General features: G+C 44.7%; 16 protein-coding genes and 1 pseudogene. 13 read left to right on the top strand and 4 right to left on the bottom strand.

All coding sequences use genetic code 11. The features are described 5' to 3' along the window. Positions 1-2,317, top strand: a pseudogene (locus LSG37_RS07975) (P-loop NTPase fold protein); the annotation flags it as partial. 181 nt (positions 2,318-2,498) lie between these two features. On the opposite strand, the gene LSG37_RS07970 reads toward LSG37_RS07975, so the two are convergent. Beyond that, on the bottom strand, positions 2,499-2,969 hold the full coding sequence (locus tag LSG37_RS07970) for a hypothetical protein (protein WP_233079386.1): 471 nt from the start codon (positions 2,967-2,969) through the stop codon (positions 2,499-2,501). Positions 2,970-3,212: 243 nt separating this feature from the next. Beyond that, entirely contained in the window at positions 3,213-3,416 is a 204-nt protein-coding gene (locus LSG37_RS07965; RefSeq protein ID WP_233079385.1) for a helix-turn-helix domain-containing protein, read from the bottom strand. Positions 3,417-3,586: 170 nt separating this feature from the next. Between LSG37_RS07965 and LSG37_RS07960 the strand changes: the two genes are divergently transcribed. The 5 genes from LSG37_RS07960 to LSG37_RS07940 all read left to right on the top strand — a co-directional run bounded on the left by LSG37_RS07960 (position 3,587) and on the right by LSG37_RS07940 (position 6,715). After that, positions 3,587-3,793: a hypothetical protein gene (locus tag LSG37_RS07960; RefSeq protein WP_082335862.1), complete on the top strand. Its 207-nt coding sequence runs from the start codon at positions 3,587-3,589 to the stop codon at positions 3,791-3,793. 12 nt (positions 3,794-3,805) lie between these two features. Beyond that, positions 3,806-5,020, top strand: coding sequence for a tyrosine-type recombinase/integrase (locus LSG37_RS07955; protein WP_233079384.1), 1,215 nt, complete (start codon positions 3,806-3,808; stop codon positions 5,018-5,020). Next, complete coding sequence (locus tag LSG37_RS07950) at positions 5,007-5,900, top strand: HD domain-containing protein (protein WP_233079383.1); 894 nt, start codon at positions 5,007-5,009, stop codon at positions 5,898-5,900. Before LSG37_RS07955 ends, LSG37_RS07950 begins: the two co-directional genes overlap by 14 nt. Before the next feature lie 189 nt (positions 5,901-6,089). Continuing rightward, a complete protein-coding gene (locus LSG37_RS07945; protein ID WP_233079382.1) occupies positions 6,090-6,398 on the top strand; it encodes a hypothetical protein in 309 nt (102 codons plus the stop codon). 116 nt (positions 6,399-6,514) lie between these two features. Then, positions 6,515-6,715 (top strand): peptide chain release factor family protein, encoded by a 201-nt coding sequence (locus LSG37_RS07940; RefSeq protein WP_233079381.1) that lies wholly within the window; start codon positions 6,515-6,517, stop codon positions 6,713-6,715. 10 nt (positions 6,716-6,725) lie between these two features. On the opposite strand, the gene LSG37_RS07935 is transcribed toward LSG37_RS07940, so the two are convergent. Then, positions 6,726-7,022 carry a hypothetical protein gene (locus LSG37_RS07935; RefSeq protein WP_233079380.1) on the bottom strand — a complete coding sequence of 99 codons (297 nt, stop codon included), beginning with the start codon at positions 7,020-7,022 and terminating at the stop codon, positions 6,726-6,728. 247 nt (positions 7,023-7,269) lie between these two features. Continuing rightward, positions 7,270-7,542, bottom strand: coding sequence for an HU family DNA-binding protein (locus tag LSG37_RS07930; RefSeq protein ID WP_233079379.1), 273 nt, complete (start codon positions 7,540-7,542; stop codon positions 7,270-7,272). Between the two features lie 830 nt (positions 7,543-8,372). Here LSG37_RS07930 and LSG37_RS07925 point away from each other — a divergent pair. From LSG37_RS07925 to LSG37_RS07895, 7 genes are all read left to right on the top strand, one after another. After that, positions 8,373-11,234 (top strand): SNF2-related protein, encoded by a 2,862-nt coding sequence (locus LSG37_RS07925; protein WP_233079378.1) that lies wholly within the window; start codon positions 8,373-8,375, stop codon positions 11,232-11,234. 310 nt (positions 11,235-11,544) lie between these two features. Next, a complete protein-coding gene (locus LSG37_RS07920) occupies positions 11,545-11,961 on the top strand; it encodes a hypothetical protein (RefSeq protein ID WP_233079377.1) in 417 nt (138 codons plus the stop codon). A gap of 220 nt (positions 11,962-12,181) precedes the next feature. After that, the gene (locus LSG37_RS07915) at positions 12,182-14,491 is read left to right on the top strand and encodes a type I restriction-modification system subunit M (protein WP_233079376.1); all 2,310 of its coding nucleotides are present in this window, start codon (positions 12,182-12,184) and stop codon (positions 14,489-14,491) included. Next, positions 14,491-15,858, top strand: coding sequence for a restriction endonuclease subunit S (locus tag LSG37_RS07910; RefSeq protein WP_233079375.1), 1,368 nt, complete (start codon positions 14,491-14,493; stop codon positions 15,856-15,858). Before LSG37_RS07915 ends, LSG37_RS07910 begins: the two co-directional genes overlap by 1 nt. Positions 15,859-15,882: 24 nt before the next feature. After that, on the top strand, positions 15,883-19,143 hold the full coding sequence (locus tag LSG37_RS07905; RefSeq protein WP_233079374.1) for a type I restriction endonuclease subunit R: 3,261 nt from the start codon (positions 15,883-15,885) through the stop codon (positions 19,141-19,143). Positions 19,144-19,174: 31 nt separating this feature from the next. After that, positions 19,175-19,867 (top strand): HNH endonuclease, encoded by a 693-nt coding sequence (locus LSG37_RS07900; protein WP_233079373.1) that lies wholly within the window; start codon positions 19,175-19,177, stop codon positions 19,865-19,867. Further along, the gene (locus LSG37_RS07895; RefSeq protein WP_233079372.1) at positions 19,864-20,508 is read left to right on the top strand and encodes a hypothetical protein; all 645 of its coding nucleotides are present in this window, start codon (positions 19,864-19,866) and stop codon (positions 20,506-20,508) included. Before LSG37_RS07900 ends, LSG37_RS07895 begins: the two co-directional genes overlap by 4 nt. Positions 20,509-20,813: the final 305 nt, after the last annotated feature.

Genomic DNA, 20,813 nt, shown 5'->3' with positions numbered 1-20,813 from the left:
CGAAATGGAAATGCGGCTAGAAGTAGCCGAAAAACAAACTCCTTCAAATATCAGAGAGCTGCGGCAGATCTATGCTATGACTTTAATAGAGAAGCTCCCACCGAATGTTTCAAGCATTAGTCTTAATCAGCAAGTTTGGATTGGGCTTCAGCAACTTAGCAACCACGAAGCATTCGAACAATTTATAAAAGCTTCGCGTATTCACTGTCAAACCAACAACTACTATAACCAACAATCTATTGATATTTCCAATTTGCAAAGTGAAGTAGACACTCTGAAATCGTACCAACAACGTAAGGAAGAAATTGAACGTAAGGCAGCAGATAATAAGAACAATATCTTGCGCCAAATACATAGTCTTAGATCAAAGATAGCAACGCTTCGCACAGTTAAGCTCAATGAAATGTTGCGATTGAATGCTGACCCTGTGAAATCTATTCTCAAGACCCTCGGAGGCAATGTTGAACTTGCTCGTTTTCTGATTCTTGAAGGCCATATCGACGATACCTATTACCAATACACATCGCTCTTTCACTCAGGCCGTTTGTCACCCAATGACAACAAGTTTCTGATCCAGATTCGAGCATTCGTTATACCTGAGCCGAGTTTTCCAATCGACAATCCGAAAGAGGTCATCGCAGCGATGCGAGAGGAAGACTTCGCTCAAAGCTATGTATTAAACGTCAATCTCGTCGATTGCCTGCTAAATGAACCGCAAGTTTATAGCGACCAAACACGGAATTTTTTCGTGTTTGTTTCATCCGAATTTGATAATTGTGAAGCTTTTTTCGATGCGTTTTATACCAGTGGTCGTGATGTCGCTTCGTTACTTTTGGGATTGAGCAACAAATGGAAAGGTTTTGTTCCAAAGGCTATTTCAAGCAGCAACAACATTTCCCATATCAGCCAGATGATCTCCCGACTACCCGAAAATGAGTTAAAAAAGCTTGCGAGGACTTTCGATGAATTTCCAGATTTTGTTTCGGAAAACCTTCCAGACATTCTAGAGAATGTCCCAGAAATTGCCCCGCAACGCCTTGCTCTACTCAACTTTGAGGTTAGAAACCTAGCAGCAATCAAAGATCACTCAGAAATTGTACGCTTCATGTTTGATAAGGGGCTTTTCGAACTCACAGTACAAAACTTGGAATACATCTACCAAACGATTTTGGGAATAAAAGATCTCGAACCTATGCGCGAAATGAATTTCACTGCCATCCGTTTGGCGAATAACGATACATTGATTAAGCGAGTTGAGCGTGATTTCTACCTCTACTTGCGTAATGTTTTGTTAGAGCTTCAAGGAAATTCCAAGGAAGATACTGCCGCTATACTAGCAGTAGTTTGCCATGAAGACCTTGCTCAAGAAGATATTGAGATGTTTCTTGAACGCCAGACAAATCAGCTACCAGTTCTAGACAATGTACCTGAGAAATTATATGCGATGCTTTTCAAGTTAAATATGATTGAGCCAAGCTGGTCGAACTGCCTCGTTTTTATGGAGAGTGAAGGGTTCGAGAAAGAGATCTTAATTGAATATTTGGAGCGACAGAATACTCGGACCACTATCCTGAAACACCCTATACCTAGTGATGCAGACTCACTGAAGTTGCGTGAGTTCATTTTAAATGCGGGTTCGCTGACAGACCCTGCCTACAGAGAATATGTTTGTGCACTACCTAAGCAGTTCAATAATCCACCAAAAGGAATCGAACCAACTAAGATTCGAATTTTGATCTCTGAAAGAAAAATTGCTTTCGCTAGGCAGTCTTTTGATGACCTCTCTGAGCACTTGGATTTGCAGATACAATTCGTTGCGGCCAATATTCAACTCTATCTAAGCGCTCCGGACAAATTTGAATTAGACGATGACTTCCTAGAGGAACTTCTTCGATCTGGAATTGATAATGCTGCCAAGATCGAGATAGTCAAATTGATAGATTTAGAAGCTCTCGATGACTTTCCCAAACGAGCGGCGCTCGTTGGTGCGATTGTTTACAATAGCAACGCCAATATATCTGGTATTAATGGGGGGATTGCGCAATCTCTTATAAGGCACTCCTCGCCCATACTGACACAAATAACTCTCCTCAACAGATATCAACCAGTGATGACTAATGGCGAAGTGAGTCAGGTCTTGACCAAGTTGCCGTTGCCATATTCCACAATAACAACTGGCCGTCATGTGCCTAAATTGAAAAAAAGTCCGGAGAATTTAAATTTAGTCAGGTGGCTTGAGTCGAGAAACATTATTTCGTCATGGAGTGACAATAGTTTATTCAGTGAAATTAAAGTGAATCTTAAAAGAAGCTGGTAGACGGTTCAAACTTTTTGCATCAGTTCTAGAATTCAACAAAAAATCATCGTCACATACCTGCATTGTGCACGCTCCTAGTAACATCTATAAGCAAGCACCGGATGTTAACGGCCAATAGTTGCCCGATTGAAACGAGGTCGGGCGCACATAGTGTGCGCTGCGAGCGTTGTTACACAAATGTTTACTGGCTAATTTTAGCCGAAGAAAAAGATACGCTAATATTTTTTAACTCTTCATCAAATCGCTTTTCTTGTAACTCAATCATTTCCGTAATTTCTTTAGCTCTGACTCTGTTCCGCTCCTGCGTTGATTCTATATTACCACTGTAAACACTCTGTTCTAGGGCTTTATCCCTGGCTTTAATGAGTGGCTCAATTGTCCTTTGCAGGCGATCTCTCGCATTAGCAATTTCTGATTGAATAATAGTCACTGTAGATTTTTTAGCTTCTGAGCTCTGTAGCTCTTTTTCAGCCCATATGTAACCAACAAAAATTAGACCACATGAAAGCAGCAAGAATGCTGAAATTAAAAAAATGCTATATTTTGCAGGGTTAGGTGTCTTTATGTAAGTCACTACAGTATGACCTACAACCAGTAAGGCTAATGCTACCAACCCCAAATATCCGTATTGCATTACATCTAACTGGCCCAATTATTTACTCCAATTGTTGATAAATTTATATAACTCTGAGCACTGCGGAAAACTAGGAGAGCCAGCTACCCCAAGAGCAGTATACAACCAATGGGAAAAAATTAACTTTACGACGCTACCGCGTCCATATGTACTTCTTGCTTCTAAACTCCAAGTACTGGATTCGCAATCGATCAAATCCGTTTTCTGAAAACAAGGTGCTTGATATTTGCCCTAAGCCACCTTACTCCAGTGTATAAACCACTACTCGTCCTTAACCTCATACAACTCACCAACGGTCACATTTAAATAGCGGCACAGCTGTTCAATAACCTCCAGCTCTACACGACTAGCACTTTCGTTGTAAATCCTGTCCAAGGTGCCGCGGTTTATGCCTGTGTCTTTGACAACATCAGCCACTTTTAATCTTCGCTCGCCCATTATTCTGGATAAATTGCACTTAATCATAGTCTTCTCTAGGTATAAATTATCTTTAGGAGGTAATTATTTTCACTAAAAGATAAAAAATGACGTGACAAGAGCAAATAAGTGTCTTATATTTGCTTTAGAAGATAAAAATTATCTGCTGAAGGTAATTTGTTTCTTCTGTAATGTCTGGTTATCTACTGAGGTGAAGTATGGCACAAACTTATCTAACAACTGAAGAACTATCTACAAAAATCAAATATGACATTCGTACCATCCGGGATTCGCTCAAAGATCGCGTTTTCTTTGAGGGCGTGCACTATATCCGACCTTTCGGCGGCAGGAAGTTGTTGTTTATTTGGGAGCGGGTAGAGCAGGCCTTGCTGAAAGGCACTTCTATTTCTTCTTTACGAGATTAATCGGAGGCGCGTATGGGAAGTATCGTTGAACGCTACGGTAAGTTGTATCTCGACTTTCGTTTTAAGGGAAAAAGGCTGCGTGAGAGCTCAAACCTGAGTGATACACCAGCCAACAAGAAACGCTTGGCTGCCACTATGGCGCAGATGGAGCTGCAGATCAAAGCCGGTACTTTTGATTTTGCCTACCATTTTCCGAATAGCCCGCATGCTGAATATTTTCGCACTATTCATCAGATGGAAAAACGCAATGCCAGTGGCGGGGATACGGCTTTTGCTGTGTTTACCGAGAGCTGGCTGACGCTGAAAAAGCTGGAGTGGCGGCACAGCCAGATTGAAACCGTCAACGGCATGCTGGATACCCATATTCTGCCAGCCTTTGAGGACGAGCAGCTTAGCCAGATCACCAAAAAGCAGATTTTGGAGTTTCGGTTAAAGTTGTCGCAGCATAAAAAGCAGGATGGAACAGGGCTTTCGGCGTCTCGTATTAATCACATCATGAACTGTGTGCGGATGATCTTAAATGATGCTGCTGATCAGTTCAGGTTTGAGTCGCCGTTTCGGAACATTAAGCCGCTGCCGTTGGAGCGTCCGGAAATCGAGCCCTTTAACTTAGATGAGGTGTATCGAATTATCACTGCGGCGCCTGAGGATTTTAAACCTTATTTCACTCTGCGCTTTTTTACCGGATTGCGTACCGGTGAAATCGATGGCTTGCGCTGGAAGGATATCGATTTCAACAACCGAACTATCCATGTGGAGCAGGCCTTGGTGCGGCAACGGGTGGAAAAAGTAAAAACTCAGTCGTCTCGCCGGGCGATCCAAATGACAACGGCGGTGTATCAGGCCCTGGCTGCTCAGGAAAAACTGACCCGGCATCGCAGTGAGTATGTGTTTTGTAACAGTAAGGGCGGGCCTTTGGCGCACAAAAACGTAACACGCCGGGTGTGGTACCCGCTTTTGGAGACGTTGAAACTCAAACGACGCACACCTTATCAGACCCGGCATACCGCAGCCACTATTTGGTTGGCATCGGGTGAGAGCCCTGAGTGGATCGCAAAACAGTTAGGGCATGCCAATACCACCATGCTGTTTAAAGTGTATTCGCGTTATGTGCCCAACTTGGTGCGCCGCGATGGTACAGCGTTAGAGCGTTTATTGTCAGAACACAAATTACCATTTGAAACCATGGGCGAGGCCCTGCAGGAGTTAGACTATGAGAATGTTTAAAGACCAAAATCCGCCAGTGTTATGTTGGGCCAGCCCTATTGTCGCAACTGGCATTGTCGGAGAGTATTACCAGTTCAGCGCACTACATTTCAGTATCACCTTGCCTGTGGGTGAAACGCACAGCGCATTATTGAATGGACAAGAGGCGTCGGTTTTACTGCAGACAGACGATTTGTTAGCGCCCACTTCGGTGCGTAAACTTAAGCTGGTTGGTTTAAGCAAGGTTAGGCTACAAAACCAATATATGCTGTGCCCAATTCCGATGTTTGAGGTTTTGTCAGGCGTTTGGACTTTAGTGAGCTGTATTACTTACCCTGATTTGAGGCATTTTCTGGAGGAAGTTTTGTGCGACCCGCTGGTTATTTCGCTGTTCTATAAAGCGAAAGGCTCGGAAGATGGGGATTTTAGTCAGGCAGGTGATTTGGCCCGGCATAGTGTTGACATTGCTTGTGTCAGCTTATCTTTGGCTAATTACTACCAGCTATCCGATGTTGAGCTGAGTTTAGCTCTGGTGACCGCGCTGTTGCACGAAATTGGCAAAATTCGCCTGCACTACAATAGCCAGTCTGGCATTTTAGTGAGCGAAAAAGTCGCGGTCACAGCAGTAGTAGGCCCTTACTTAATTCAAGTGCTTGAACGTGACCCAGCGCTTTATGAGGCCTTGATGTCTTGCTTAAACTGCATTGAGCAACCACAGATTATTTATATGGCGGATACGATAGTTAAAGCCGCAGATAAGCTTTCGCGCACTAAACATCAGTTCGATAAAGCTTTTGCTGATACGGCGGACTACTACGATTTAGTGGTAACTAAAAAAGGCTGCACCGACCTTTACTACCGCCGCGCAACGCAGTTTCAGCATATGGAGAAATTTGACTAGCTACTGACCAGTTTTTGAAAGATAGAAACGGAAATAGGCTTTTTAGGCTTATTTCCTTTTCTGTTTTGAGTGCAGACAGAGGGAGCGGTGTTTGAGCATTTATCATCAGTAGGCGCTAATCAACGATAGATGCCTACTATTACGAAACTTAAAATATTTGCCGATCAGATAACGTACAGAGGAAATTTTATGAGTACAAAAGAGTGGGTATCAAGTCATCCAAGTGGTGCCAGCCTTTACCAAGAATGTTTTTACGATTTTGAAAAGCATGCAGTAAATCCTAACCCCGCGGTCATTCAAATTGAAAACCCAAGAAGCTTTTCAATCACCCAAGAGGATCTGGCTGGTGCTGAGCCGTACTCCCAGCTTGTAGTGGAAATTCCTGCGGAACGCTTTGATGAAATCGCAATTGCGTGGTGTAAAAGCCGAAAGTTGCAAGGCAGGCTGGGTGGCCCTGTTGGACTGGAATGGGGCTCCCCTGATTGTGACCTTGAGTAGTATCTGAGCTTTAGCAGCGGACTGCTGAGAAGTGTTAAGCACTGCGAGCTGGTAGCAAAATACGAGTTACGCGTATACATTCAGAAATAAGATTTTGGGGCATAGCGAGTTAGCACATGGACTCTAATGAGTTAGAAATTGAGGTGATTCCGTCTTTGCACGATCCTGTTGTAGGTGCTCACGTGGGCGTCAGAATCCAGCATAAAGTATCGGGGCTAACAGCAGATAGTTCATCTGAGACAACGCAATATGCGAACAAGCGAAATGCGCTGGAGATGCTGAAAATGCAACTGGTGCAAGTAAGTTCTGGAAATTGAAGAAGACAACTTAAATCACAGTTTCAATTGGTTGCTCTTTTGTCTGTGAGATCAATATGGATTGTGCGCTCTGAGCAGTCAGCCGGGGCAATCCACTTTTGAATGTATCGATATGCTGGGCAACTTCCCGCAGATCGGCAAGCTCACCAGACGCAATCATGGCTAGTGGTGTGCGGCCATCAAAAGGAGCATTGTCGTTTGTCATACCCATAAACCCGCTAAGATTAGCAGGGGTGCTGAACGTCGTTCTCAGTGTTTGGTGAATATTCAGAAGGTGGCTCACGCGTTCAAATTGTTCTGGATTCAACTGAGTTGTGTCTGGGGCCGACTTAAACTTGTGGTAGGAGAGTCCTGAGATCCCGAGGATTGTATGGCACTACTGCTCAGTGCATCCCCATGACAACAGGATTTAATCTGTTGCTTTGAAACCAGCCAGAGCCAATGCTTCAGCAGTACAAACTACTTCTTTCGCGATGCTAACAACGGGATTCCTCGTATGCAGCTTTTCGCTAGTTTGGTTGACTGGTTAATGTGTGGAAACTGCTTTTGTAAGCTTAGTTCAGAGCATCCTTGAGGCCTTTGCCTGCTTTGAACGCTGGAATGTTTGCTGCCGCAATTTGGATAGTCTCACCTGTTTGAGGGTTACGGCCTGAGCGAGCAGCACGAGTTCTGCTTTCAAATGTACCAAAGCCCACCAGGCTGACATTGTCGCCTTCTTTTAATGCCGCTGTAATCGAGTCAACAATGGCATCTAATGCGGCTTGAGCTGCTGGTTTTTTGATATCGGCTTTGTGGGCAATTTTTTCAATCAGTTCAGATTTATTCATGTTTGGAAATCCTTTTAGCCAGGTAGGTCGCTGGCAATAATGTTGAATACACAAGGTGGTTCTTCGTAAACGGCGCTTAATTTACATTGCTTGTGCTGGGATGGAAACTAAAAAGGCAGGGCTACCGTGTTGAACTATCAGTATATTCACCTATAGCGGTGAATTTATTGTATTTAAAGCAAGACCTATAAATATTAACCAGTATCGGTGGTTATTGTTGCTATTTATTGGGTCGGTTTGGCTGTTGCGTCAGTGCTGTTCATGCGGTTTGGCCATCACTCACGTTATTAGTAAAACGTTTCGCTCGTAAATATGACCCTAGGGCGGGCCGGTTACTGCGTCAGCACGTGATTGATGGTTGCCAGGCGCTGGATTTGCCTCGCTACTACAAATATGAGCGTAACCTTGGCGATGGCTGGGGCGTAGCTCATGGACTGTGCTGGAACGAAATTCTTGGCAGTTAATCAGACAGCATATAAAAAGATCGCACAATATACTTGGCGGCACAGGCGCAGGACATCCCTGGTATTGTTGTGTAGCGTTGAGAAAGCTCTGTGTAATAAATTGAATTAGGCTCGATTTGCCATTCAATTCATTTGGTATAACTGAGCTTAGACATTAGCGCAAACCGCTCAATTAATAGCGTTGGCCAGTCGACGGTCTGAAAATTCAGACTGTCATTTCAACAGTTTGAGAAAAAATGGCTGGGAGCTGCTGAGTCGAACAAGCCTAGGTTCTATTGAATGTTATATTTTTGAGTTAATGTTAATTTATTTGTTTACATTTGTTTTTGACTGTGCATAATCCACGGAAAATACCCTGGTTCAATTATGCACAATGTTTTCAAACTGAATTATTTAGCTCTGCGATTATCCGAATCTCAGACATCTACCACTACTGTTTCCCGGCTGTTCACAACATCTTCCAGAACACCCACCGCTCATCAAATTTCTTCAGCCTTGTTTGCCCTTAACTCATTGCGATGTGGTGGCTGTGTATTGGCTGATGAGGTAGGGCTTGGTAAAACCATTGAAGCCGCCTTGGTTATTAGCCAGCTCTGGTTTGAAGGGCGGCGGCGTATTCTGGTTGTTGCTCCGGTCATGCTTGTAGGGCAGTGGTTTGATGAATTGAGCGAACATTTCGGTTTGCCTGTTCGTGTCGTTACCAGTGGCTTGTGCAGTCAATTCAGGCAGCAACCTGAACAGTTAGTCGAATTATTTTTCCCGAAAACCCCAGCTGTTGTAGTGACGAATTACCATTGCTTGGATCAAAAGGGCCTGCAACTGGATTTTAGTCATTACGATTTAGTGGTACTGGACGAGGCTCATGTAGTCAGAAATCTGGAAGTTCCACCAACAAAACCGTCTGAAGAGGACGAGGGCATTAAAACCTCCAGAGCCGCAAGGTTGTTGCAGGCTACTTATGGCGTGCCTAAATTATTGCTAACCGCTACACCGTTGCAAAACAGGTGGCAGGATTATCGGAATTTACTGCAGTTTATTCAGCCTCATTTCAAAACCATCGATTCAGATAAAGATCTTGCTGGCCTGACCGAGTATTTGGTTGTTCGTAATCTCAGATCTGATTTACAGGCGCGGGGGCAATTGGACATTACGCAGCGTCGCTTGCTACCTATATTTTTTAACCAAAGTGCTACTGCTCAGCATGATGAGTTTCAGGAACGACTTTTCGAATTTATTTACGACTTCTATGAGTGTGAAGGCCGAGGGCTTAGCCTTAATGGTGTTTTTATGCCGTTACTCAACTTGCTTGAGCTCGCTTTCTCACGGATTTGGGGATCTTCAAATCAAGCGCTTTTGTCTGTATTCAATAAACTGAGGCTGGAGATCATTGCTGCACTTGATACCGCAAATTCTGCTCGTGTCAGGCAATCTGCGGATGCGAGTAGAACCTATGAGCCAAATGAAACGTTGGACGACGATGCATTGGCTGCCTGTATGTCAAGCTTTGAGGTGGAACCCGATAAGAGTAAGCCTCTGTATTTGCGCTCAGTGAGCTCATTACAACGCCTGAAAGCCTGTTTAGATCAGTTAATTCACAAGTTAAGCTTGTTTGATGTTAATCCCAAAATAGAACAGCTTGTAAACGCATTACCAAAGCTGCTGCAGGACCTTCAACAAAGACAAATGCCAGAAAAAGCAATTGTCTTTGTTTCGTTTAAACAAACACAACAGGAGGTTTATCAGCAGCTACTCCTTGCAGGTTTTTCCGTGGACGAACTCGTACTGATTAGTGGCGATAACACTTCAGAGCGAGTGGCTGAAATTGTTGAGCTGTACCGGCAATCATTGGGTTTAGATACGTTACCGCTTCATGATCAGAACAAGAGAAAAGCCCTTTTATGGTATTTTCGCGAGCATGGCAAAATCTTGATCGCTACAGATGCCGCTAACGAAGGGTTGAACCTGCAGTTTTGTAACGTCCTGATCAATTACGATTTGCCCTGGAACCCTCAGGTTGTAGAGCAGCGTATTGGCCGGATACACCGTATTGGCCAAAAACACGAAGTATATATCTATCATTTATTTAACCTGCAATATGGTGCAGACGCCCATATAGCAAAACGGTTGGCAGAAAAAATCAGTGTGTTTAAACGCTTTTTTCAATCCTCAGATGAAATTCTCAGCCACACAGAGTTTCAAATTCCGGCGCTGGATGCCTCTCTAGAGCCAGAGCAGCAGCTGTTGCAGCACGAAATTTTGAGTATGTCAGTAGCAGATTTGTGTATGGGCACGACGTCTGTAGATTGGAGTAAAAAATCTCAGAGTATTGCAGCTATGGTGCTGGACGTTCATCGCGCGCCAGATCTGTGGCCGGATGTTAGCAATGCGGAGCTATTATATTCTGGACAACTTGGTTACCGTAAATACCAGCAGCAGTTTGCCACTCAGCACGAGCAGGTATACGGTATTCATCCGGCAACAACACATCTGTTGAGAGCTGATAACATTGCTGATGTTCAGAAGGACAAAAACTCGTTGCTAATGTCTCATCAGATTAATGAGCTGGTTCAAGGATCGTCCAGAAGCTTTGTGCCTTTTTACGGGCAGGGTAGGGTCGACTCGCAGGTGTTATCTCTGGTTCCAGAGTCATGGCAAGCCTCATTAAATTCCGGTTTCACACTGGAGGTTTATCAATTGAGGTCCAGGGGGGAACCTTCCGGTAGTATTTCTGCTGTGTTAGGTTATTGTGGCGATGGCCGGATTTTACCTCACGAGATTGCCGAACAATTGTTTCTGGCAACAGAGCTACTGCAAGAGTCTGATCCTTCTGATAAGAAAACCGCAGCGTGCTCTGGGATTAGTGATGAGTTACGGGCAGAGTTAGTTCGCGCTGATCATGTATCACAATGGCTCAGTGAGCTCAGTATATTGGCCACATATGACCAGAAGCGTAATGAAGTCATTCAGCACCACTGCAAAACTGCCTATAAGAAAGCGTTAAAACGGCTAGAACTCAAACGCCAACATCTAATTCGCTCTGTAAAAACCGCAGCAAAAAACACAGAACAGTTGATGGCATCGCTGGATGCAATTCAACAGGAGCACGCAGCGCTAGCCTCTGAGTTTGCTGCATATTTGAAACAGGTAACGCTTAAGGAACTGAGTCTAAATGAATGCCAAATCGCGGATTTTGACGTGTTCGTTATTGGGCAGGTGGTTTGTGGTTGAGTAAGGTAAGCCACTTAGCGGATATGAGTTGAGTAAAGAGCTGATTAACTTATTGCTGAATCGTTGCTTTTCACTGAAAGCAGACATTTGACGACAACACTGATTTGGGGGCTCTCGAAAATTTCGAGACTTCAGCTCGATGCTAAAATTTTGGAAAAGCCTCCATCACTCATTCTCCGATTCAAGAAATCTCAGCGTTTAATTTGTGCCGCTGTGACCAAAAGTGAGACGAGCATCACTATTGATTCAAAGTGGACAAGCATAAAGAGAACGAGATAAGGTATTTTTATTTTGAAGCAAAGAAGTGATCATGGAAGACCGCTCACAAAACCTTAATGAGTTAGTTAATTGTCCAGTTTGTGGGGATAGTGTTTCGCGAAATCGCCTTCAAAAGCATCTTGAGAAAGTACATAGTGCAGAGGCTGAAAAGAAACGGGCAGCACTAGAGCAGTTTGAAACTAGAAAAAGAGAAGAAGCAAATCAAATTGTTACCTGCCAAGTGTGTAAGCAATCGATCAAACGACGGAATTTGGCATCCCACCTGCAAAAGATCCACAATCAAATCCCTGGCCAGATGTTGAAAATGGGTGATGGCCCGTCATTCAGTGAAGTTCTCGAGTCTCTTGAGAAAACAAAAAAAGCCAAAAAGAAAAGCCGCCCAACAGATGTATTTGATAGGGGTTTAACGGTCAGTGGTGGCGCTTTTGGCAACGGCAAACGTAGATAATTTTCGATTATCTTATAACCTAAAATCGAAACGCTTTAGTCATATAATCCATGGTAGTGAACGCTTTAAATACACATCAAGCCCCAAAATATTTCATTCCCATAGCAACACCGCCTAATCTTCAGGTACTATTCCAGAAACGTCTAAAAACGCATGGCAGCGCATCAAGTTTTCAGGGCTGCCAAGGTTTGCGAACCAACTTTGGTGGAAAATTTTTCTTATGTCTCAATCTTCAAACAACCTAGCCGCTGAATCCTGGGCTATTGCCGACTTACTTCGTGGTGATTTTAAGCAGAGCCAGTATGGCCGTATTATCCTGCCGTTTTGTTTGTTACGTCGCTTAGAGTGTGTACTGGAGCCAACCAAAGAAGCGGTTCTGGCCAAATTTGAACAAATCCAGCCGATGAACCTGCCGGAAGAAGCGCATGAGAAAATGTTGCTGCGCGCCACTAACGGGCTGTCATTTTTTAATACCTCGAAAATGGACCTCTCCAAGCTTGGTGAAACCGGCATCAAGGCCAACATCGAAAACTATATCCATGGCTTTTCCAAAGATGCCCGTGAGATTTTCGAGCACTTTAAATTTATGGAATTTGTTGGCCTGCTGAACGACGCCAACCTGCTGTACAAAGTGGTGCAAAAAATCCGCACCATTGATTTAAGTCCGAAAGCCATCTCCAACCACGATATGGGCTTGGTGTTTGAAGAGCTGATCCGTCGTTTTGCCGAAGGTTCAAATGAAACCGCCGGTGAGCACTTCACCCCACGCGATATCGTGCGCCTGACCACCTCACTGGTCTTTATGGAAGACGATGAAGCGCTGACCAAACCAGGCATCATTCGCACCATTTATGACCCAACCGCGGGCACCGGCGGATTTTTATCGGCAGGGATGGAATACGTGCATGAGCTGAATCCGCAAGCGGTGATGCGTGCTTATGGCCAAGAGCTAAACCCTGAAAGTTACGCTATCTGTAAAGCCGATATGCTGATCAAAGGCCAAGAAGTTGGCAACATTAAGCTTGGTAACACGCTGTCTAACGACCACCTGTACGCCGATAAATTTGATTACATGCTGTCCAATCCGCCATTTGGTGTGGACTGGAAAAAAATCGAAACCGATATCCTGAAAGAGCACAACGAAAAAGGCTTTGATGGCCGCTTTGGCGCTGGTTTGCCACGTGTATCCGACGGTTCCTTATTGTTCTTAATGCACCTGATTAGCAAGCTGCGCGGTGCCGATGAAAACGGTGGCCGTATTGGCATTATCCTGAACGGCTCGCCACTCTTTACCGGTGGCGCGGGTAGCGGCGAAAGTGAAATTCGCCGTTATATCTTAGAAGCCGATTTATTAGAAGCCATTGTCGCGCTGCCAACCGACATGTTCTACAACACCGGCATTGCCACTTATGTCTGGGTTCTTTCTAACAAAAAATCCCGCGAGCGCAAAGGCAAGGTGCAACTGATTAGTGGCACAGATCTCTGCAGTAAAATGCGTAAATCTTTGGGCTCTAAACGCAATGTGATGGATGACAGCGATATCGCCACTATTACGCGTTGCTTTGGCGAGTTTGCAGCGGTTGATGCCTACAGCCTGGATAAAGCCGCTGATGTAAAAAGCAACCGTGGTCGTCAGTCTGCCTCACCTAAAGCTGAAGTGCCGAAGACCTTTGCCAGCAAAATATTCGCCACCCATGAATTTGGTTATCGCCGTATTACCATCGAGCGGCCATTGCGTTTATCGGCCCAGTTTACCGATGAGGCCATTGCCTCGCTGCGTTTTGCTACCGGTGCACTTAAACCGGTGATGGAGTGGATTTATCAGCATGTCGGCGATGAATGGACCGAAAGCAGCTATGGCCAACTAGCAAGCCACGAAGAGGCCATTCGCAGCAAAATCAAAAAAGACTTTGCCGATGTCAAAGAGAAGCTGATTAAAGATGTACTGGATGCAGGCATCTGGCTAAGCCAAAAAGCCCTGCTGGAAAAAGCGCAAAAGCTCCGTTCTATTATTGGCGATGCGCAGCATGATGATTTTAACGAGTTTGAGAAAACACTCGCGCAAGCACAAAAAACTGCGGACCTGAAACTCGATGCCAAAGAGCAAAAACAACTGCTCGATGCCATTACCTGGAAAAACCCAGACGCCGAACCTATTGTGAAAAAAGTGCTGAAGGACAAAGAAAGTCCGATCTATGGCAAGTTCAGCTACAAGGGCAAAGTAGTCGAGTTTGAAACCGACGGCGACCTGCGCGATAACGAGAACGTGCCGCTAAACCCAAGCCTTCCGGTCAACGACATTAACGAAGCTTACTTCCAAAAGGAAGTGCAGCCGCATGTACCGGATGCCTGGATTAACCCAGACAAGCGCGACGACAATGACAAAGAAATTGGCATCGTCGGCTACGAAATCCCATTTAACCGCCATTTCTATGTGTACCAACCGCCACGCAAGTTAGAAGATATCGATGCAGATTTAGATGCGGTAACGAAGAACATTCTTGAGCTGTTGCAAGAGGTGCATTCGTAATGGGTAGATATCAGGCATATCCGGAATACAAAGATTCTGGTGTTGATTGGATTGGCCGAATTCCAACTGATTGGGATATGTGGAAAATTTTCCATGCGTGTGACTACATTGCAAGTGGGACAACTCCAAAATCAGATGACGAGAGCAAATATTACGGCGGCGAAACTCTCTGGGTAACTACTGGTGAGCTTCGAGAGAATGTAGTTTTAGATACGCATAAAAAGGTTACTGAAAGAGCATTGTTGGATATGCCAACACTAAGGGTCCATCCTGAAGGATCTGTTTCTATTGCCATGTATGGTGCAACAATAGGTCGACTAGGGATATTTGGAAAAGAAGCAACAACAAATCAAGCTTGTTGTGTTATGCCTCCATCTAAAATTCTATTCAACAAATTTTTATTTTACTGGTTGTTCGCAACTCGCCAAGAGATTATTAATTTATCCTCCGGCGGCGGTCAGCCAAATGTTAATCAGGAAAAAATTGCTTCGTTGAAAGTGAGCGCTCCTGACTATGCCTTACAACAAAAAATCGCCAACTTCCTCGACCACGAAACCGCAAAAATCGACACCTTGATTGAACAGCAACAACAACTGATTCAACTGCTCAAAGAGAAACGGCAGGCCGTGATCAGCCATGCGGTGACAAAAGGCCTAAACCTCGATGCCCCGATGAAAGATTCTGGTGTGGAATGGTTGGGCGAAGTGCCTGAGCATTGGGTAATATGCCGCTTAAAACACATAAAGTCGCTGTCACAAAATGCTTTTGTAGATGGGCCTTTTGGTAGCAACTTAAAATCTGAACATTTTATAGATAATGGTGACGTCTATGTCATTGAAAGTAATTTTGCGACTACTGGTGAGATTGATACATCTAGTTTAAAAACAATCTCAAACGCACACTTCGAAACAATAAAAAGAAGTGAGGCAACTGCTGGTGACATTATTATCGCAAAGATTGGTGCAAGGTTTGGTATGTCATCTATTTTGCCTTCACTAGATAAAAAGAGCGTTGTATCTGGAAACTCCTTAAAATTAACTGTAAATGCTAATGTTGTCAGCCGAATGTATGCTCATAAACTTTTAACAGTACTGAAAGAAATGGGAGCAATGGATGATGGCGTTAACGGTTCTGCACAGCCAGCCTTATCTTTAGGCGAATTAAATAATCTCCTGTTTCTTGTACCGCCAATTCAAGAACAAGTTGAAATAGAAAAGTTTATCCAGCTAAATCAGGATAAATTTGATGTTCTATTGGAAAAAGTGAATGTTCAGGTAAGGCTCTTACAAGAGCGCCGCACCGCGCTAATCTCCGCCGCCGTCACCGGCAAAATCGATGTGCGTAACTGGCAAGCCCCCCAACAATAATAACGATGAATAAAGGGATTTATGATGTCTGATCAGTCAACTGAACGTGTATTTCAAAATGACATTATCCAGCAAATGCTAGCCAGTGGCTGGCAGCTGGGGCAGCCGGAAAACTACAATCGTGAGCTGGCTTTATACCCTGAAGATTTAATTGGTTTTGTGCAAGACACTCAAGATGCACAGTGGCAAAAGTTTAAAACGCTGTATCCACACAGCGCCGAGCAAAAGCTGCTGGAGCTAGTGGCAGCGCAGCTCAATAAAGCCGACCCAAATGCCACCCATAAAGACTCTCGCACCTATGGTACGCTGGGTGTACTTCGCCATGAGCTGCGCGACCGCAATGTGCGTTTAACGCTGTGCCAATTTAAACCAGAGCATGACTTAAACCCAGATACACTGGCGCGCTATCAGCAAAACCGTCTGCGACTGGTGCCGGAATTGGTCTACAGCCCTTGGGCCACTGACGCTGAGCTGCTTGAGACCGGTAGCAAAGCCAAAGCGTGGCGAATTGATTTGGTGTTGTTTGTTAACGGCATTCCGATTGCGACCTTGGAGCTAAAGTCCGAGTTTAAACAAGCGGTGGATAATGCAGTTAAGCAATACAAAACCACGCGCTTGCCGATTTGCCCAACCACCAAAAAGCCAGAACCCTTACTGACTTTTAAACGTGGCGCTATTGTCCATTTTGCCGTCAGCCAATATCAGGTGTATATGGCCACGCAACTGGCCGGTGCTAACACGTATTTTTTACCCTTTAACAAAGGCACCAGCGAAGGCGCAGCCGGTAATGATATCCCTGCGGATATTTCGCGCTACGCTACCGATTACCTATGGAATGAAGTGCTGTTGCCGGACAATATTTTAAATATTCTTGCCAGATTCGTGCACTTGCATATTGAAGAAAAAGAAGACTGGGAAGGCCGTAAGTACAAAAAAGAAAGCATGATTTTCCCGCGTTATCACCAGTGGGATGTAGTGAAAAAGCTATTGCATGCAGCAAAAACTGAGGGCGCTGGCCAAAAATATCTGATCCAGCACAGTGCCGGTTCTGGTAAATCCAACTCTATTGCCTGGGCTGCTCACCAGCTTTCATCGTTATACGACCAAAAGGGCAACAAGCAGTTTCATTCGGTAATTGTCGTCACCGACAGAACAGTGCTGGATGCGCAGTTACAAGACACCATCTATCAGTTTGAACATACCGATGGCGTGGTCGGGCGCATTAACCGCGAGGAAGGCGACGGCTCAAAATCGGAGAAGTTGGCCAGCGCACTGCAAAGCTCGCAACCGATTATTATCGTTACCATTCAGACCTTTCCCTTTGTGCTGCAGGCCATCGAAAAAAGCGCATCGCTGAAAGAGCGTTGCTACGCAATTATTGCCGATGAAGCGCACTCATCCCAAACCGGCTCTACCGCGCGCAAGTTAAAAGAAGTGCTAATGGTGGAAACAAAAGATGAGGATGAAGACTTAAGTGCCGATGACATTATCGCCGCCGCTGTGGCCTCGCGCCGTGTATCGAACAATTTAAGTTACTTCGCTTTTACCGCCACGCCCAAAGCAAAAACGCTGGAACTATTTGGCCGCTTACCCAAGCCCGATGAAGCAGCCTCGAAAACCAATAAGCCAGCGGCATTTCATGTGTACAGCATGCGCCAGGCCATTGAAGAAGGCTTTATTTTGGATGTGCTGAAAAACTACACCAACTACAAAGTGGCATATAACCTCGCCCAGAAAATTAACGGTACCGATCAGGAAGTTGATAGCAAAAAAGCCAAAGTAAAATTAAACCAATGGGTTCGCCTGCATGACCACAATATCGCCCAAAAGGTGATGGTGATTGTCGAGCACTTTAAAGACAACGTGATGGGGTTATTAGGCGGCCAAGCCAAAGCCATGGTAGTGACCAGCTCACGTAAAGAAGCAGTACGCTACAAACTGGGCTTTGATAAATACATCACAGAAAAGGGTTATCAAAGTATTCGAGCCATGGTGGCGTTCTCGGGTGAGGTGGAATTTAGCGAGAAAGATCCGAATTCAGCCGCGCTGATTGGCGAGAAATTCACTGAAACCAATATGAATGCCCATCTCAAAGGCCGCGATATGCGCAAAGCCTTTGATAGCGATGACTACCAAGTGATGATCGTTGCCAATAAGTTTCAAACCGGTTTTGACCAGCCAAAACTGTGCGCGATGTATGTTGATAAGAAGCTCGGCGGCGTGGAATGTGTGCAAACTTTGTCGCGTTTAAACCGCACCTATCCGAGTAAAGAAGTGACCGGCACATATGTACTGGATTTCTTTAATGAACCGGAAGAAATTCTTGCAGCGTTCCAGCCTTATTATCAAACCGCAGAATTGGCGGATGTGTCTGATCCAAATCTGATTTTCCAGCTTTACGACAAGTTACGCGCTGAAAGCATTTTCACCTGGCATGAAGTAGAGCAGTTCTGCACCTATTTCTATGAAAGCAATAAATCCAATGCTGCGATTGCCAACATTTGCAAACCGGCGGTAGAGCGCTGGCAGAAGCGTTACAAATCGGCTGTGGATGCATTTAAGCAAGCCAAAGAGATGTTTGAACGCACCAAGAAAACTGGCGATGCCGTGTTAATTGCCAACGCAGAAAACAGCTTAAAAGACTGCCAAAAAGAAAAAGATGCGCTGGAGATCTTCAAAAAAGACTTAGGGACCTTTGTGCGTTTTTACGAGTTTATGTCGCAAATTGTCGACTACGATGACACCAACTTAGAAAAGCTCTGCCTTTACGCACGCAACCTGCGCCCGATGCTGCGTGAGGCGATTCTTGAAGAGGACGACATCGACCTTAACAACGTGATGCTCAGCCACTATCGCGTATCGAAAATACGCCAACAGAATTTGCAGCTGCAAGAAAACAAAGGCGACTACAACCTAGAGCCAAACGAAGCCCTGGGCACAGCCAGACCACGCGACAAGAAAGAAGAGTTTCTATCGCAAATTATCAGTCGACTCAATGAGCTATTTATCACCGATCAACTAACCGATGCCGATATGGTCAACTACGCCTACACCATCCGTGACAAAGTTGGCGAAAACGAATTAGTGATGACCCAAATCGCCAACAACTCACCAGAACAAGCCATGCTTGGTGATTTCTCAAAAGCCATTGACGACGCAATTCTGGACAGTAACGAGGCGCAGCAGAATCAGATGATGCAGCTGTTGGGGGATCCGAAGAAGTCTGCGTTGTTTGCGAAGGTGGTGTTTGATTTGTTGGTGGCTGGGAGAGGGGCTGGGTTTTAGTGAAATTGCATATTGTTCGGATTGTACTGCTATGACAGCTCGTAAAGCTCTATCAAAAGAAACAAAATTAAGGCTGTTTTCGGAGGCCGCTGGGTATTGTCAAAGACCTGAATGCTTGCGGCCACTTTTCCCTGAAGAAATGGGCGGAGATAAGCATATTGCTGAAATGGCGCATGTCATTCCCCATGGCGAGACCGGACCAAGGCATGAGGATCGGCCATCAGCTGATTTTGAGCCGGATACGTTTGATAACCTTATTTTGCTGTGTCCTACATGTCATACCATGATCGATAAGAGTCCTGAGGGATTTAATCGCGAGACTTTACTCGGTTGGAAAAGTAATCATCTGATCACGTTAACCCAGAGCCAAGGCATTCGAGCATATGATAGCCGTGCTGAGGTACGAAGGGTACTTGCAGCTGCTATGGCTGAGAACAAAGCGATTTGGAAAGAGTATGCCCCAGAGGATGGTGCAAGCTTTGTATATGACCCTGAGTCTGAAGTCGCCAAAACATGGTCGCAACGGATCCGCGGGGTAATTATTCCTAATCTGTATCGAATTCAAGGCATTATTAATACCAATCATCATCTTTTGACTGACGCTGAGCAGCATGTATTCGCTTTATATCGAGAGCATGTCCGCGGTTTATCAGAAAGACATGTTTGCGGTATCTCTGGCCGAGCAATCCGTTACCCCGCACAGATGGATGATATTTTTTTATGAAGTGGCAAATAAAGTTCGCGTGGAAGAATATTTCAGAAATTTCAAAAGTTGAAAAAGTTGTACCTGTTGGTGATGAAGCTCTCAAAATTTCAATACGTGAGAATGCTGACATCGTCGCCGTTATCTCTGATGCAGTAACAATAACTGCTGATTTAGTAGTTAAGTACCATTCGGCATTTCCTAATATGGATTTTCTTTGTGGATATCGGAAAGAGTGTGTTTGGGAAGGTCAGGCGATCGATTACGTAGAGGCTCATTCTATAGGGTGGGGAAATGCAGGAACACTTCTTGATGCCGTTCACAAGGGTTCAGCCAATGGGCTATCTCATAAACAGTTCTCTTTCTCATACAGACTAGTAAAGCAATTGAGGGTCTATACTAATCTCGTGAGGGAATTTGACCGAGTCTTTACAGTTACACTCAAAAATGGACGCGCCCTTAGGGTAGGTATGATTCTGGAATACGAACCTACTGCTGATGTTATTCGAAGTTTCTATGACAGATTTGGACATATTGATGTTGCTTGGAACATTAATCCCAATAGTAATCCTACTGCTGAGGCCATAGAGGCTGGACAATCGTTGGGATGTGCAGTTATGAAATGGGACGAGTTGAGAGAAGTGCTTAGGAATGGGATATGAATGGCAGAGATGTGGCTAGGTACCTTCTTGAATCATGTAAAACACTAAATGAATTTGAGTCTTATATGTTTGGTTCCTCCTTAAATCGAGTTGGGACGGACTTCGATATCCTTATCGTCGGCCCATCGGGAGAGCCTCTATCACGATTGAAACAAGAGCTTAAATTAGCAGGAAGTGAATTGCCACTTGACCTTCTTTTTATGCTGCCATCGGAAGCCGTCGAAACTAATTTTATTGTCAGAGAAAGTTGCGTGTCGTTCACTGAGCTTGCAAAGTCATAAACAGGTAATGACAAATAGAATATT

This window comes from Rheinheimera soli (assembly GCF_021290985.1).
Taxonomy (GTDB): Bacteria; Pseudomonadota; Gammaproteobacteria; order Enterobacterales; family Alteromonadaceae; genus Pararheinheimera; species Pararheinheimera soli.
Note: the sequence above shows the minus strand (reverse complement) of the source record. Positions and strands in the feature narration are given on the sequence as shown.